At 29.0% G+C, this 15,567-nt stretch carries 13 protein-coding genes; 5 read left to right on the top strand and 8 right to left on the bottom strand.

Annotated elements, in window-relative coordinates:
• Positions 1-2: 2 nt before the first annotated feature.
• From CCE28_RS11615 to CCE28_RS11600, 4 genes are all read right to left on the bottom strand, one after another.
• Positions 3-812 carry a Cof-type HAD-IIB family hydrolase gene (locus tag CCE28_RS11615; RefSeq protein WP_095133888.1) on the bottom strand — a complete coding sequence of 270 codons (810 nt, stop codon included), beginning with the start codon at positions 810-812 and terminating at the stop codon, positions 3-5.
• A gap of 213 nt (positions 813-1,025) precedes the next feature.
• The gene (locus tag CCE28_RS11610; RefSeq protein ID WP_095133887.1) at positions 1,026-1,946 is read right to left on the bottom strand and encodes a CgeB family protein; all 921 of its coding nucleotides are present in this window, start codon (positions 1,944-1,946) and stop codon (positions 1,026-1,028) included.
• Positions 1,947-2,024: 78 nt separating this feature from the next.
• The gene (locus CCE28_RS11605; protein WP_095133886.1) at positions 2,025-3,395 is read right to left on the bottom strand and encodes a mannose-1-phosphate guanylyltransferase/mannose-6-phosphate isomerase; all 1,371 of its coding nucleotides are present in this window, start codon (positions 3,393-3,395) and stop codon (positions 2,025-2,027) included.
• Between the two features lie 381 nt (positions 3,396-3,776).
• On the bottom strand, positions 3,777-5,324 hold the full coding sequence (locus tag CCE28_RS11600) for a class I SAM-dependent methyltransferase (protein ID WP_095133885.1): 1,548 nt from the start codon (positions 5,322-5,324) through the stop codon (positions 3,777-3,779).
• A gap of 552 nt (positions 5,325-5,876) precedes the next feature.
• Between CCE28_RS11600 and CCE28_RS11595 the strand changes: the two genes are divergently transcribed.
• From CCE28_RS11595 to CCE28_RS11575, 5 genes are read left to right on the top strand one after another with little or no spacing between them, the layout of a single operon-like run.
• Positions 5,877-6,443, top strand: a complete 567-nt coding sequence (locus CCE28_RS11595) for an SIS domain-containing protein (RefSeq protein WP_095133884.1) — start codon at positions 5,877-5,879, stop codon at positions 6,441-6,443.
• A gap of 14 nt (positions 6,444-6,457) precedes the next feature.
• Complete coding sequence (locus CCE28_RS11590; RefSeq protein WP_095133883.1) at positions 6,458-7,372, top strand: NAD(P)-dependent oxidoreductase; 915 nt, start codon at positions 6,458-6,460, stop codon at positions 7,370-7,372.
• A 2-nt stretch (positions 7,373-7,374) separates the two neighbouring features.
• The gene (locus tag CCE28_RS11585) at positions 7,375-8,145 is read left to right on the top strand and encodes an inositol monophosphatase family protein (RefSeq protein ID WP_095133882.1); all 771 of its coding nucleotides are present in this window, start codon (positions 7,375-7,377) and stop codon (positions 8,143-8,145) included.
• The gene (locus tag CCE28_RS11580) at positions 8,075-9,109 is read left to right on the top strand and encodes a methyltransferase domain-containing protein (RefSeq protein WP_141228353.1); all 1,035 of its coding nucleotides are present in this window, start codon (positions 8,075-8,077) and stop codon (positions 9,107-9,109) included. The genes CCE28_RS11585 and CCE28_RS11580 overlap by 71 nt, the downstream gene beginning before the upstream one ends.
• Positions 9,106-10,110, top strand: coding sequence for a Gfo/Idh/MocA family protein (locus CCE28_RS11575; RefSeq protein WP_095133880.1), 1,005 nt, complete (start codon positions 9,106-9,108; stop codon positions 10,108-10,110). The genes CCE28_RS11580 and CCE28_RS11575 overlap by 4 nt, the downstream gene beginning before the upstream one ends.
• A gap of 88 nt (positions 10,111-10,198) precedes the next feature.
• Here CCE28_RS11575 and CCE28_RS11570 read toward each other — a convergent pair whose 3' ends face one another.
• The 4 genes from CCE28_RS11570 to CCE28_RS11555 all read right to left on the bottom strand — a co-directional run bounded on the left by CCE28_RS11570 (position 10,199) and on the right by CCE28_RS11555 (position 15,567).
• Positions 10,199-10,888, bottom strand: coding sequence for a class I SAM-dependent methyltransferase (locus tag CCE28_RS11570; protein WP_176461787.1), 690 nt, complete (start codon positions 10,886-10,888; stop codon positions 10,199-10,201).
• A 186-nt stretch (positions 10,889-11,074) separates the two neighbouring features.
• Positions 11,075-11,773 carry an acylneuraminate cytidylyltransferase family protein gene (locus CCE28_RS11565; RefSeq protein ID WP_095133878.1) on the bottom strand — a complete coding sequence of 233 codons (699 nt, stop codon included), beginning with the start codon at positions 11,771-11,773 and terminating at the stop codon, positions 11,075-11,077.
• A gap of 44 nt (positions 11,774-11,817) precedes the next feature.
• On the bottom strand, positions 11,818-13,134 hold the full coding sequence (locus tag CCE28_RS11560; protein WP_095133877.1) for a glycosyltransferase: 1,317 nt from the start codon (positions 13,132-13,134) through the stop codon (positions 11,818-11,820).
• A gap of 219 nt (positions 13,135-13,353) precedes the next feature.
• Positions 13,354-15,567, bottom strand: a complete 2,214-nt coding sequence (locus CCE28_RS11555) for a hypothetical protein (RefSeq protein WP_095133876.1) — start codon at positions 15,565-15,567, stop codon at positions 13,354-13,356.

Raw genomic sequence — 15,567 nt, 5'->3', positions numbered from 1 at the left:
TTTCATTGAGTGTTTTTTAATAGGTTTTCTGCTAAATATACTGCCACTGCATCTTCATTATTTGTACTTATTACTTCATTTTCTGGAAGAGCTTCCTTTAGTTTATCCAGTGCATTTCCCATAACTAATCCTCGTCCAACGGAACTTAACATTTCTAAATCATTTAAACCATCACCAAATGCTATTGTTTCTTCCAGTTTAATAGAATGTTTATCTAATACCTTTTTTATGGCCATACCCTTTGATACTCCACAAGCCATTACTTCTAGGCATGTTAATGTGGAGAAGGTTATATTTAAATTTTCACTAAAGATTTCATCTAGCTCTTCTTTTATTTTTAATAATTTGTTATGATCTTCGCAAGTAAAAAATATTTTAGATGCGGTGTAGTCCTTTAACTCTTTTATGTTAACTACCTCATATTCAAATCCTGATTCTATATGGTATTCTTTTATCCATTCATTTTCCCTTTCAACAAACCAACTATCTCCTTGATATATATTTACGTGTACTTCCTTATCTATTTCTATTTTTAAAATGTCTTTTACTGTATTCTCATCTATGTCATGGGAAAACAACTCTTCTAAGTTAGAATCATGTACCTTTGATCCATTGGAACTAATCAGTATTGTATCCAAATCAAGCTTTCTCCCAATATGCTCCACATCCTTGTGATGCCTTCCTGTAGCAATGAAAAATTTTATGCCCTTATTAGTAACTTCTTTTATTATTTTCTTAGTATATTCAGAGATTGTATGATGACTATTTAATAGTGTTCCATCTAAATCTGAAATAACTGCTTTGTAATTCATATATATTCTCCTCCTATAGTAAATAGTTTTTTGAAAGAACAATCTTTATTCTTTCACCTAACCTATTGATTTATAATACAAAATTTATTGAGATTTGTCCAATTTGAATATATCCTTATGAGATGAGGTCAATAAATTTATCAAACTGTTTTTAATATAATTTTCTACATATTATCTATAACATACTTCCCTTACCTAAGCAAAAATTATTGTTTATATGTTTTTTTCTATTACTTCAATAATTCTCTCTACTCTCTTTTCAAAAGTATGTTTTTTAATTACATTTTCATATCCTTTACGAGCTTTTTCTTTTCTTAAACTCTCATTTTTCAAGTATTTTTCAATTAAATTACCTAGTTCTTCTTTTGTTTCATAAGTCACTAATGCATCTCCAAATACACTTTGACTTCCTCTAACATTATCTGAAATAATAAAAGCCCCAGATGCATATCCGTCAAATAATCTGTTTGATAAAAAACCCTTTTTTTTCATATCTTCCCAGTGATCATTAAATAAAATTTTACATGAAGAATATGCCTTTCTAAGTTCTTTATTTTCAATATATATTCCCTTAAAATATTTCTTATCTATAAAACTATCCCAGCAAGTCCCATATATAGCCAATTTATTATTGGTTGCTAAAACATCCTTTACTATCTTACGAAATACCTTTCTTGAATTTCCTACAAATAATAATTCATGATTATATTTTAAACTTTTTTGGGGATAAAAAAGTTCAGGATCTGTGCATTGAAGCATAGGTTCCACTTTTACATCACAAAGTGAGGATATATAATTTGACCATATGTTGGAAGCTACAAATACATAATCATATTCATTGTATTCTCTAATAGTTATATCATTTGGATGTGATATATTCCACATAATATTAAAGTGCTTTCTATTAGGACTGTATTTACGTATACCTCTTAGCACAATAGCCACATCATAACCATTATCATCCCTTGTATTCCATTCAGGGTAAATCTGAATTAATACTTTCCAGTTTTTTCGTTCAAATTGTTTTTTCATGGCCAAAGCAAAGTGATAATCGCCCCATAGGTGTGCATTGGACCAATTAAATACTGGTATTTTTATAACTATCTTTTTTCTAAGATATTTTTCTTTAACCATATTTTTTATCCCCTATCCCATAATATGTTCATGTTATTTTAATAATACATTCCGCCCCATGCTGATATGACTAAATTTTCAATTTCTTTTATATTCATCTTGAATTCGAACTATATCATCTTCTTCTAAGTAATCTCCAACTTGTATTTCTATAATTTCCAGATTCATTTTCTCAGGATTTTCCAATCTGTGAACTTCTCCCTTTTGTATATAAACATATTCATTATCCCTAACAATAAATTCCTTATCTCCTACAATAACTTTAGCAGTACCATTTACAACAATCCAGTGTTCATTTCTATGATAATGTTTTTGCAGAGACAATTTTGCTCCTGGCTTAACAACAATTTTTTTTATTTTAAATCTATATCCTTCTTCTAATATAGTATATAAACCCCAAGGACGGTGGGTAATTGTATGCATATTAGTAACCTTCACACCTTTTTTTTCTAATTTTTCAATAATTTCTTTTACTTTGTGAGAATTCCCTTTTTTACTAATTAACAAGGCATCAGGTGTATCCACTATTATTAAATCTTCAATATCTATAGTTGAAACAATTCTATCTCTCGATAAAATCAAATTGTTTTTAGAATTCAATGTGATATCCTTTTCTGAGATAACATTTCCATCTTTATCTTTATATAAATTTTCATAAAGTGACTCAAAACTACCTAAATCTGACCATTGAATATCACAAGGTACAACTTTAATTTTATTGCTTTTTTCCATAACCGCATAATCTATACTCTTTGAAGGAATTTCTATCATGTCTTCAAATCTTAATCTAAAAGGATTTTCTTTTATTGCATTAGAATAAGCTTTTTGGGCTGTTTTAAATATAGTAGGAGCATGTGTTTTTAACTCTTCTAAATATACACTTACTTTAAAAACAAACATACCACTATTCCAATAATAATTTCCTTTTTGAAGATATAAGGTAGCAGTTTCAATATCAGGCTTCTCCTTAAATGAAAGCACATCATTTCCATGTGCCTCTATATAGCCAAAACCCGTCTCTGCATAATTAGGTTTTATTCCAAAAGTAACTAACTTGTCCTCCCTAGCTAAGTTTTCAGCTTCTTCTAAAATTCTTCTATATTCTTTTTTATTCTTTATTAAATGATCAGATGGAGTTACCAAAACAATATCATCTTGTTTTAAGGCAAAACATGCCAAAGTAATTGCAGCTGCCGTATTTCTTCCTATGGGCTCCAATAAAAATTGACTATTTTTAATATTCAACTCTTCCAATTGGTCTAGAGCTAAAAAATATTGTTCACTATTTGTAACTACAATATTTCTTTCACAAAGCTCTGCATTTCGCTTTAATGTTTTTTGAAATAATGACTCCTCATCAATGAATTTACAAAATTGTTTTGGATACAATTTTCTAGATATTGGCCACAATCTAGTTCCACTGCCTCCACAAAGAATAATATTTATCATTTTCCCACCTCAATCTCATCTTTCAATTCATTAGTGCACTCTTTAAAAATATATCCTATACTATCTTCTTCATCCCCTATTTCATAATATGTTAAAGCTATTTTTGTGATACTGTAAAAAGTAAAATATCTAATAGGATTAATATTTAGAAAAAAGTACATACCCACGAACAACAAGGCATGATCATAAATTTAAAAATAGAATACTTAAAAAACAGATTCAAACACTAATGTATCTTTAATTAAAATTAAAGTATAAAAATAACACCCTTTTAAGGTGTCTTGTGTTAGTCATTATTTATACCCCAGTTATTTCCAGTTATATAATAATAAATATGTTATAAAGAACTACAATAGAGTAGTTCTTCATATGATAATAATACTATTTTTTCTTCAATATTATATCCCAATTGCGTTTTAAATACATTAACATAGTTTCTCTATTTTTTGTTTCAAGTGCTCTGTCTAACTCATTAAAATAATTATTTATTATATTTTCAACTTCTTTCTTTTCTTTCAAGTCCAAGATAGGATATATTTGCCTGTCTGCTTCTTGCAATATACGTAGCTTATAGGATTTTATCACATTGTTTTCCAAAATAGTTCGCTTTCTTCCTGTATAACTAACACCATCTAATGTGAAACTTGAAGATAAATTATACTTATTAAAAAGTTGATTTAATTCTCTATATTCTGGCCACTTAGTAACCACATACCTATCAGCAGAACTGATTTTACCCAATCTTAACAGTATGTCAATGACAAGTTTTTTAGGTAATATGGTCAATAATGGTAACCTATAATGTGGCTCACTCAATACAAACTCAAGTGATTTATAATTTCCTTGATAAATATAGCATAATCCATTCGTATTAAGAATATTTCGTATTTTACAAATTGTCTTTTCTAAATTTGGAGTATGTTCTAGAACATCTATTGCAGTAATTAAATTATAATGATTATTACTTAAATTCAAGTCTAGAAAATCACATTTATAATACTTAGTAATGTTATTTTTTAAATTACCATTTTGTGTTTTTTTACTAATTTCCATTATCCTATCTGCACGCTGATAAACCAATTCATCCATTTCACATCCATGTGATTCTTTAAATCCTATTGCCTTTGCAGAAATCATTGAAAAACCAAATAGGCAACCTATATCAAAAAAAGCATCTTTTTTAATTTTATTAGCATCACATAAATAATTTATATCATCATGATTCCGCTTAAATACTTTAAGCCTATTTATTATTCTTTCACTTAATTTTTCAAACCTGGGAGCACGATTTTGTAATAAAATATCTTTATATGTTTTTATATCCATGTCAATAATATAGTTTAATAGTTCTTCTTCTATACTATAAGTTTGTGATAGATATATGAGTATATCTGGGTCTTTTAATAATAGAAGAATTATAAAAAGTTCTTCATCTTGTTGAATCTTATTTAAATCTACATCATTTAATGGATTACCTGTTTTAAAAATAGCCCTATAGAATAATTGCTTGGCATACCTCTCATATGAGTCATTATTGTCACGTTCCTTATCTTTTCTTATTTCTTTAGTTATTTCGTTATTATCCTGAGGATTTATTTTTCCAATACTTACTTTCTTTATAATATTTTTTATTTCTTTTGATCGCTTAATTATTTTGATAATTATAGTGCTATCCAATATATCATTTTTTAACTTCTTTTTAAAAATCCATCCACTATTCCTTTCATTATGTTCAGGATATTTTTCAAATACATCTGGACGTGGTTGATTCATTTCTGCATTTCCAAGTTCATTTTCATTATTATCACGACAGATAACTATTTTCTCTATCTGTTCAGTATCCAAAAACCATCCTCTTACTAACAATATGTTGCTATAAGTATCATAAGTACACTCACTGATTCCACCTATCAGATTATTATTATTCAAATATCTCACCCCTTCTTTTTTCTTACATTTCACTCAAATAACAAACCTTATATATATTTTTTTAACCATTACAATACATACTCCCTATTATCAAAGTTACGTTAATGCTCTTTAAATACTTAACTTTAATATTTTCTTTATCTCCTATTTCATAGTATGTTTAAGGTATTTTTGTGATACTGTAAAAAATAAATATCTAATAGGATTGACCCTTAGGTAAAAAGTACAAGCTCACTAACAGCAATGTATGATCATGAATTTAAGATTAGAATGCTTAAAAGCAGATTGAAACACTAAAGTAAGTTACTATATCATCTGACAAAAAAATAATGAAACTTTAAGTAAACTTAAGGATTACAAGTATCAGTTAGAAGAAATGTAATCAGTAATAAAGCGCTTCAATAAATTTTTGTTAATTCTAATGTATAATTCCCTTCATATTATCTCTTATACATATTTATCCAAGTTATCACATAAGTGTTATGACTTGCATAGTATACTACCAAAACAGTATAAATGTTATATTAATGAAAATTATTGGAGTGAACTATAATGTACTATAAAAAATACACGAATCAATTGTATTCTGTTCTAAATAATCTTATTATTACAGATTTACAAGGAAGAAAATTAGATTTAGAAAAAGGTTTTAATCAATGGTGTGAAATTACGAGATTTGTTAGAAAGTTCAATAAAACTTTCTATCTTATTGGTAATGGTGCTAGTGCCATGATGGCAAGTCATATGGCAGCAGATGTAAGTAAAAACGGAAATATTCGCAGCATAGCTTTTAATGATCCAGCAATGTTAACTGCTATTAGTAATGATATTTCATATGAACAATCCTTCGCGTTACCCCTAAAGCGATTTGCCAATTCAGAAGATGTATTAGTAACTATAAGTAGTTCTGGTAATTCTCCAAACATAATTGCTGCAATTAATAAAGCCAGAGAAATTGGACTGAAAGTTATAACTTTATCAGGTATGAAACCTACAAACAATTCAAGAAAATTAGGTGATCTGAATTTTTATATTCCAGCTGAAACATATGGTTTAGTGGAAATAGCTCATCAAATGCTATTACATTGTTGGTTAGATAAGTATATGGAAGAAATGTAGAAAGGAATGATCTTTTGAATACAAGGGTAGCCATAGGCACTTCTAGTTTTTGTACTAAAGACGATACAGCTATGAAAATTCTAGAGAATGCTGGTATTGAAGTTATAACAAACCCCTATGGACGTAGGTTAACAGAAGAAGAAATTATGGTCCATTTACAGGAAGTAGATGGTCTAATAGCTGGTTTAGAACCATTAAGTAAAAAGGTACTTTCATCAGCTTCTAAACTAAAAGCTATAGCTAGAGTTGGAATTGGAATGGATAATGTGGATTTGGAAGCTGCAGGAGGGCTTGGAATTAAAGTTTCAAATACTCCCGATGGACCTACTGAAGCAGTTGCTGAAATGACAATAGCTGCATTACTAGCTTTAAATAGAAAAATAATTACAGCTAATATAGATTTACATTCTGGTAACTGGAAAAAATCTATGGGAATCGGATTAAAAGATCTAAAAGTTCTTATTATCGGATATGGTCGTATTGGTAGTAGAGTATCTTCACTCCTTCGTATTTTAGGTGCACAAGTTATGATTTCAGATCCTTATTTAAATAAAAGCCAACTAACAGATGGTGAAATACTAGTATCATTAGAAGAAGGCTTACAAAAATGTCAAGTTATATCTCTTCATGCAAGTGGTACTGATGTAATATTAGGTTGTGAAGAATTTTCAAAAATTCAAGATGGTATTATACTTCTAAATTCTGCTCGCGGCAATTTAGTTGAAGAACAAGCATTAATTAAAGCATTAGACAATGGAAAAATAAAGGCTGCATGGTTTGATGTGTTTTGGAAAGAGCCTTATAATGGTCCACTTGCTAAATATGAACAAGTATTATTAACTCCCCATATATCAACCTACACTAGACAATGTAGAAAAGCCATGGAAGTTGCAGCAGTAAATAATTTGTTAAGAGATTTGGGGTTATAAATATGAAATTTTATAATGAGTTAAATATTGCTAAAGAAGCTGCCAAACTTGCTGGAGTAAAATTGATTGAATTATCAAAGGAAAGTTGTGATGTAATAAGTTCAGTAGATAAGGATATTAAACTTAAGGCTGACAAGGATTCAGAACAAGTAACCATTGATTATTTGAAAAAACACAGTAATTATTCAATTTTATCTGAAGAAAATGGTCTTTATGGAAATGTTGATAATAATACTCCTTTTTGGATAGTAGACCCCCTTGATGGTACTGCTAATTATAGTAAAAACATTCCCATTTCTTGCGTATCAATAGCTTTATGGGAAAAGAATAATCCAATTCTAGGAGTTGTATATGATTTTAATAGAAATGAATTATTTTATGGAATAGTTGGAAAGGGTGCTTGGTGTAATAAACAAAGTATTTCAGTATCAAAGATTACCAATTCAAAGCATGCTATTTTAGCAACAGGTTTTCCAATTTTTAGAGACTATAGTATAAATTCTTTAAAACCATTCATTGAACAAATTCAAGAATATAAAAAAATTCGGATGTTAGGATCAGCAGCCCTTTCATTAGCCTATGTGGCTTCTGGTCGTATAGATATATATACAGAAGAAGATATAATGCTATGGGATGTAGCTGCTGGTATTGCTTTAGTAAAAGCCGCTGGAGGTTATATATATATGAGAAATTCAAATCGCCATGAGTGGGCTAGAAAGGTGGTTTGTGCTTCAAATAGATATCTATGGAAAGAAGGATATAAAGATGATTAGATATAAATTTTTAGATACCTCGATTCATGAAATGAATATTCATCCTAATTCTATCTTTTCAAAAGAGCGTGAATTAGCACGAATGTTTGTATCTCAGTTAGAGAAAAATAATAGCTTAGTATACTGTCCATTATGCAAATCAGGAAATGCTGAACTATTTTTTGAAAAATGGGGACAAAAATACTACTTATGCGAAACTGACTGGTCTGTAAATTTACTTCCTTTACCAGACCAAAAAATAATGAGGGATTATTTTTTCACGTCTGAACTGGCAAAATTTAGAAGTTCAACAGAGTATCAAGAACTTGCAACTCGATTGCGTCAGGGGTTATGGAGTAATTTGGTTGAATGGATAGAAGGTAGGGTAAGACGTTATGTAGGCATGGATAAATATCATGTTATTGACTGGGGAAGTAAGTTTACAGGATGGATTAACAGGTTAGAGAAAGCCCATTTTATTTCTAATTTAAATATGGAGGAGCCTCTACCACCAGTTAAATCCTACGAATCTACAGTTCAAGCTGATTTAATTTGTTTATTAGATGTTATACAACGTACTACAAACCCTCATGAACTTCTTAAAAAAGTATCTAAAAAGCTTTCATTAAATGGGCTTTTAATCATCACATGTAGATCAGGTTCAGGCTTCGATATCCTTACTTTAAGAGAACATTCAGACAATGTATTTCCTCTAGACCATATTTGTCTTCCCTCACCAAAAGGAATACAAAAACTTTTAGAGGAACATGGTTATAAAGTTCTAGAATTAACTACACCAGGTTTATTAGATGTGGAATTTGTTAAAAACGCAAAAGGAAAAATTCCGTCAGATCAATATTTCCAAAAACATTTGATATCACAGTTTGATGAAGCAACATTAGAACGTATGCAAATATTCCTACAGCAAAACAATTTGAGTTCTCATCTAAGAGTAGTAGCTAGAAGGGTTGAGGATAGAAAATGATATTAAAGACAGCAATAATTGGCATGGGAAAAATGGGAAGAATAAGAAAAAAAGAATTAGACCTTCATCCAGGTTTTGAAGTTGTAGCTATTTGCGATGTTAATGAATCTGTCAGAAAAGATTTTCCTAATATACAATTTCATAAAAATTGGGAAGATGCTCTAAATACCAATTTAGACGTAGTAATAGTATGTACCTTCAATAATATAATTCCTGATATTGTTTGCAGTGCTTTAGAAAAGGGGTTACATGTTTTTAGTGAAAAACCACCAGGAAGATCTATTGATGATGTTAAAAGAATGATCGAAGCTGAAAAGAAAGCAAAAAATCAAATAATTAAATTTGGTTTTAATCATCGTTTTCATTATGCAATTATGGAAACAAAATCCATTATCGACAGTGGGCGTTACGGTAAAATATTATGGGCACGAGGAATATACGGCAAATCAGGTGGAGAAAATTTCGAAAGTTCATGGAGAAGCAATCGCAAGTTGGTTGGGGGTGGAATTTTATTAGATCAAGGTATTCATATGCTAGATTTGCTTCGGTATTTTCTTGGAGACTTTAGTGAAGTCAAAAGCTTTGTTGAAAACTGCTATTGGAAAAACATAGAATTAGAGGATAATGTATTTGCATTATTAAAAACATCTGATAATAAATTTGCCATGCTTCATTCTAGTGCTACCCATTGGAAACATAAATTTAGTTTAGATATATTTTTGGAAAATGGATATATATGTGTCAACGGTATTCTTTCTTCAACTCGAAGCTATGGAGAAGAAAGTATTACTTTTGCAAAAAAGCAATTTGAGTCAGAAGTAAATGCCATTGGCAAACCCCGTGAAGAAACTATTTATTTTGATAAAGATGATTCATGGAGGCTTGAAATTGAAGAATTCTATGACTGTATAATAGGTGAAAAACGCCTTACTTCAGGAACAACTAAAGATGCACTAAAAGCAATGGAGCTAATTGACAAATTATATAAAGTGGAAAAATAACAATTGAAAATTGAATTCATTTATAAGATGAACCCACAATAAAAAAATTGTGGGTTCATCTTTATTCCTTACTTTTATATAAATTTAATTATCTCTTTAAATATCTTTCTAGTTCCTCTTCTCTATATTCAACATATTCATTTTTTACTTTAGGAAGAAAATAAACAAATGTTAAACTTATTGGTATATATTTTCCTTTATTTTGAAACTCCAACCTCTTATACCCTATCTTTTCTATTTTGTGCTCATTTACCTTGATAAAAGTATTAATGGCTCTTGTAACGTCTGGTGTATCTACATTAGCATAGTCATCTGCGATTAACATTCCACCTTTTTTTACTCTTTTAAACCAAAAGTGAAGATCCCAAAGTGCTGAATTAAAGGTATGGTCACCATCTATTATAATTAAGTCATACACATCATTAGGCTTTAAAGATTTATAAAATTCTTGTGAAGTAGTTCTAACAAGGGTATTACCTGAATCAGTAAAAACGTTTAGACTTTCCTCATATATTTTATCCGCATCACTTTTATTTTTCCAATATAAACCTAAATAAGGATCATTTTCTGCACCCAAATATGGGTCTATCCCTGTATATCTGCTGATTTTTAAATCATTTCTTCCAAGAACATCTTTTAAAAATCCAGCTTTATATACGCCAATTTCAAGAACACTAATTTTTTTGTCTTGAAAATTTTGTTTTATAATATCCCAAAAAACTTTTCTACGATTTTCAAATTTCTTTTTAGGCAAATTCCAAATTTCATTATTTATCATAAAATATTCCTCCATATTATAAATTACAACTCCTCTTCTCAGTTCAAATCATGATTCACATACAAATTTTGTGATTACTACGCCTTACAGAAAAAATCATCCTGTTAACTCCTTCTTTGACAACTTTTTAACTTTTAATTAGGAGTCTATAAGATAATTTTATACTTTCTTTTTATTACCACCAATTTATATCATCCAGTATTTTTCTTTTGTATTTTTATTTTTGCGAGCCAATAAATGGGCTTCCGCAATTGCCCAATCCTCAGGAGTGTCCAAATCAACAGCTTCATCCTTTGGAATTGAAAACAAACCCACTTTTCCAAAATAAGTGCCACAAAGATTTTTTGAATCAGCCTCTAGAAAAGGTTCCCTCCTCCAAGCTGTTAAAGCCCAGACAATTTTACGTACAGGTTTTAAATCCTGACTATTAACCTTTCTCTCTAATGAAAAGTTAATGGCTTTATCATCAAAAAAACATTCTGCATATTCGTCAATTACCGAAAAAACCGTATCATAATTATTTTTTCTCACAAAGTCATAGAATTTCTTAATTGTGTCTACTCTTAATAAAGGGGAAGTAGAATTTAACATTATTAAATAATCACATGGATGCTTATATAAAAATTCTGCAGTGAATTGCTGATTGGTAGCAGTATCACTACTTAATTCATCTGGTCTTTTGTGAAACCTAGCTCCACACGAAAGAGCTAAGTTACCAATTATATCACTTTCACTATTCACCCATACTTCATCAAAGCATTTACTCGATAATGCTAAATCAATAGCATATTGCAATAAGGGTTTTTCATATAAGTATCTAATATTTTTTTGGGGAATTCTTTTACTGCCTAATCGTGCTGGAATCATAGCTATTAATTTCTTCATGGCAGTTCACCTCCCTTTGGGTATCATACAACAATAAATTTAGTCTATTCATATATTTTTAGTTTTATATTTTTTACAATGGTGCTTCTATCTTTAAACTTGAAAATTACTTTACAAACCTTTATTTCTTTAGATAAATATAAATTCCAAGCTTCAAATACCCAACCTAAATTTATATCATTAGATAAATTGAACCTTCTATTTACATCATTTCTTGGTACATCTAATCTTGCATTTCCTATAAACTTATAATTAACATATATACTTACTTCCCTTGCCTTCGGATAGCTCCACCCTGCAATAAACAACCTATTATTTAATCTATCTAATTTATGCTCTGAAATCCCTACTTCCTTAGCCTCACTTAGTATATGAGTTGATATTACTATATTTTTCTTGTTAAAATCAAATGAATTACTAGTATATTCATATATTCCTTTAGGTAATACATTTACCGTTGTCTTCTTTAAAGGCTTTTTTTCTAATTTATGCCTTAATAGTACTTCCTCTATCGCCTTTGCTCTTATATGAAAATCCGCTATTTTAATTATTTTTTTCTTTAATTTTTCAGGAGAATAACTTTTATTTAAGTTTTCCTTAACTTTTTTCTTAAGGTCTTTTATATCTCCCCATTTTGCATAAATTAGATTTTCTTTACTTGTTTCTCTAAGCACTGGTAAATCGTATACTATACATTTTGTACCACAATATTGAGCTTCAACAGGTGGATATCCAAAACCCTCAAAATAAGAAGGAAATAACATTAACTCTGCTTTCTTTATTTCATTGAATTTTTCTTCATCTGTTACTTTATATTTTAATTCATAGCTTATATTGTATTTTTTCTTAATTTCTTCTAATTTCTTAATATACTTATATTCAATTTTTCCAAGTCCTATAATGAACACTAACGTATACCCCCAAAAATCTTGATCAAATATTTCTAATATATCATCACTACCTTTGTGTTTATCTGATAGTCGGGTTATTACTACTATTCTCTTTTCTTTTTTAGGGTCTACACTATCTGCTGCTTTACTGTTAATACTTGGATACCAATAATCAAAATATACATGCTCTGCATTTAATGTATAATATTCCTTAGCATATTTTATACTTTCCTTTGCTGAACATAGTATCAGACAACTTTCTTCACAACATTTTAGCCATTGCGTCCATTTATCCTCGGCTCTATATATTGGTGAATATTTATTAAACCAATTGGGTGATTCAAAATTTAAAAGTACTAAATTTGCGTTTGTATCTCTAGCAAACTTTTTAACTATATCGTAGTAAAAGCTATTTTTTTGCTGATTAGGAGTTAGAATTACAAAATCAAAATGCTTTTCATTTAAGTCCATTTTAAAATCACTGGAAACAATAAGATTTAAATCTTTATGACTATCATATCTTTCAAAATCATTATAGAATATTGGTTTATTATTGGTTATATAATAGACATCATGTCTTCTACTTACCAGACATTCTGCTATAACTAAGGAATGGTATCTACCACCAGAATAAGAATCCTTTGAGTTTGTAGCAAAAACTGCTATTTTAATAGTATCACCACCTTATAATTAATAAACTTTTTTCTTTTTCCCACCTATATAAGCATACATATTTATATCTTGTTTTTTTATTTTTCCATTTGTGAATTTTTGCATATAGTAGAATCCTGAATTTTTATTGTTATATTGGGGATATTTTTTGTATATGTCACTTCTTTCTGTTCCCATAACACAACATCCCTTTTTTTGTTCTTTTATAAAAACTTCTATCTTATCGACCTTTCTATTTCCTACAATCCATCCCCTTATATATAAATTATTTTCATCAATTCTCATCTCAGAAATTCCATATTTCAACTCAACATTTCCTTCTTCAATATCTTTATATGTCATTTTATAGTATCTTGTCACAATTTTATTTAAATTTATTATTTTATTACTATAAGGCTTCAAATACTCATTTCTTATACATTTATTCTTCAATGCCTCTATGTTACTTCCTTTTAAAGTTATATATGTTTTTTTGTTTTTCTTTTCACCCTTTTCTATAGATTTTTTTACAGAATCTAAATATCTAGAATACGTCTTCTTTTTTCTATGAATATCAAAAGTTGGGTGGCATAGATGTCCTGTATCTACTAAATCTATATATTGAGCCTCCTTTGCATGGGCCCAAAAATCCTCATTGTCTCTAACTTCACTTTTGCCATCACATCCTAATATGCATACTACATCGCTAAAGGTATTAGCTAAGGGTAGCATGTGGATATTTAATGTACTGTCTAACCGTGGAATTCCAAAGGTTTGCAACAAGTCGTAGACTGGATCATCTGTATTTTGTTCAATTATAATTGTTTTTTCTTTGATTTCAGGATAATTTAACAATAATAAATATCCAAATGGAGCGGTAGTTACAAAGTACATTTCTCTTTCTTTTAAAACCTTTACTAGATCTCTTCTGAAAGTTTCCGCATATTTTGAAACACCAAAATGACTAATCACATCCCCAGCAGTAATGAATTTAGGATTTATATGGTTTAATAGCTTTTCGTTTTGTACTATAGAATTACAAACAATACTTAAACAATCACTAAAATCAAATTTATAGGCCTCTTCTAACGAAGGTCCCGTTCCAAACACACATGAGTAGCTAAAATTTTGTTCTTTAATTTTATTATATATTTTTTTGAATTTATCAAAACTTTCTTTTATAATACTTTGTCTTTCCTTTGGTTCTAAAATATGCCTCCAATATAATCCACAATAGGTTCCATATTCTATGGAAGTTAAGTCATTCGTTTCTACATTTAGAATCTTCACTCCTAAATTTTTAAGTAAATTTAGTATAGGTGATTCTTCATTTTTCCAAACAAGTATAATACGTGAACTATATAGAGATTTTAAATAAGAAAATAACCCTCTTTCAATTTTTATATGATCTATATTATTTGTAGGAGGACACATATAAGATGGTCTCTCTCCTGGTTCTATATTTTTATCCATGTTTTGATAGAAAAAAACTGACTCACATTTATTCTTAAGTTTGGGCAAATACCAACAAGCTCTGTGATAATGATTATTTAATTCTTCTTTAGTTGAAAATTGTGGATAATACGTAATGGATTTTTTTAAAATTTTTTTTCTTCTTTCTCTAATCTTTCCTATATACAGTTCTGAAAGATCTTTGAATTCATCATATTCAGTTAATATCATTTTAGAAGTTACTCCTATATTTTTATAATATTCAAGTTCATAACTTGAAGTTGCACATACAACATCCGAATAACTCAAACATTCTGCTTCTACTTTAGGATCACATAAACAATATGCTGTATTATTTCTATCTATTAGATTCTCACTCCCTATCCCAGTTATAGTCCCATGTGCAACTGTAATGCAATAAGGCATGTTTATTTCTTTTCGTAATTCTTTTATAACCCTTACAGAATACACATAATTACAAACTACAAAATCATATTTGTTGCTTTTTAATAATTCTTTTGCAATATTTACTGTCTCGTCAGAAGTACATGAAAAAGGATGAGAATATGTTCTACATTCTACAGAAGGCGTTTGATATACCTTTACCTTATTCCTAAAATGTCTAGTAAAAGCTTTTTTGTCATATCTCGTTTGTATTATCATATCTATGTCATATGACAAATTAATAATATAATCTATCAAATATTGTGTAGCTTTTTGATTTTCTCTGTTATATAAAAAAGGTGGCACAGTAGTTATAAACAAAACCTTTCTCTTGCTCTCTCTTGTTTTTCGTTCCAT

Origin of the sequence: Anaeromicrobium sediminis (assembly GCF_002270055.1) — a bacterium.
In the GTDB taxonomy this organism is placed as follows: Bacteria; Bacillota; Clostridia; order Peptostreptococcales; family Thermotaleaceae; genus Anaeromicrobium; species Anaeromicrobium sediminis.
The sequence above is the reverse complement of the archived record's forward strand: the minus strand, read 5'-3'. Positions and strand labels throughout refer to the sequence as shown.

Bases quoted from the DNA above. Each gene is read 5' to 3' on its own strand.
- CCE28_RS11615 (WP_095133888.1), bottom strand. From the start codon at position 812: ATGAATTACAAAGCAGTTATTTCAGATTTAGATGGAACACTATTAAAT.
- CCE28_RS11610 (WP_095133887.1), bottom strand. From the start codon at position 1,946: ATGGTTAAAGAAAAATATCTTAGAAAAAAGATAGTTATAAAAATACCA.
- CCE28_RS11605 (WP_095133886.1), bottom strand. From the start codon at position 3,395: ATGATAAATATTATTCTTTGTGGAGGCAGTGGAACTAGATTGTGGCCA.
- CCE28_RS11595 (WP_095133884.1), top strand. From the start codon at position 5,877: ATGTACTATAAAAAATACACGAATCAATTGTATTCTGTTCTAAATAAT.
- CCE28_RS11585 (WP_095133882.1), top strand. From the start codon at position 7,375: ATGAAATTTTATAATGAGTTAAATATTGCTAAAGAAGCTGCCAAACTT.
- CCE28_RS11580 (WP_141228353.1), top strand. From the start codon at position 8,075: ATGAGTGGGCTAGAAAGGTGGTTTGTGCTTCAAATAGATATCTATGGA.
- CCE28_RS11575 (WP_095133880.1), top strand. From the start codon at position 9,106: ATGATATTAAAGACAGCAATAATTGGCATGGGAAAAATGGGAAGAATA.
- CCE28_RS11570 (WP_176461787.1), bottom strand. From the start codon at position 10,888: ATGATAAATAATGAAATTTGGAATTTGCCTAAAAAGAAATTTGAAAAT.
- CCE28_RS11565 (WP_095133878.1), bottom strand. From the start codon at position 11,773: ATGAAGAAATTAATAGCTATGATTCCAGCACGATTAGGCAGTAAAAGA.
- CCE28_RS11560 (WP_095133877.1), bottom strand. From the start codon at position 13,134: ATGGACTTAAATGAAAAGCATTTTGATTTTGTAATTCTAACTCCTAAT.
- CCE28_RS11555 (WP_095133876.1), bottom strand. From the start codon at position 15,567: ATGGAACGAAAAACAAGAGAGAGCAAGAGAAAGGTTTTGTTTATAACT.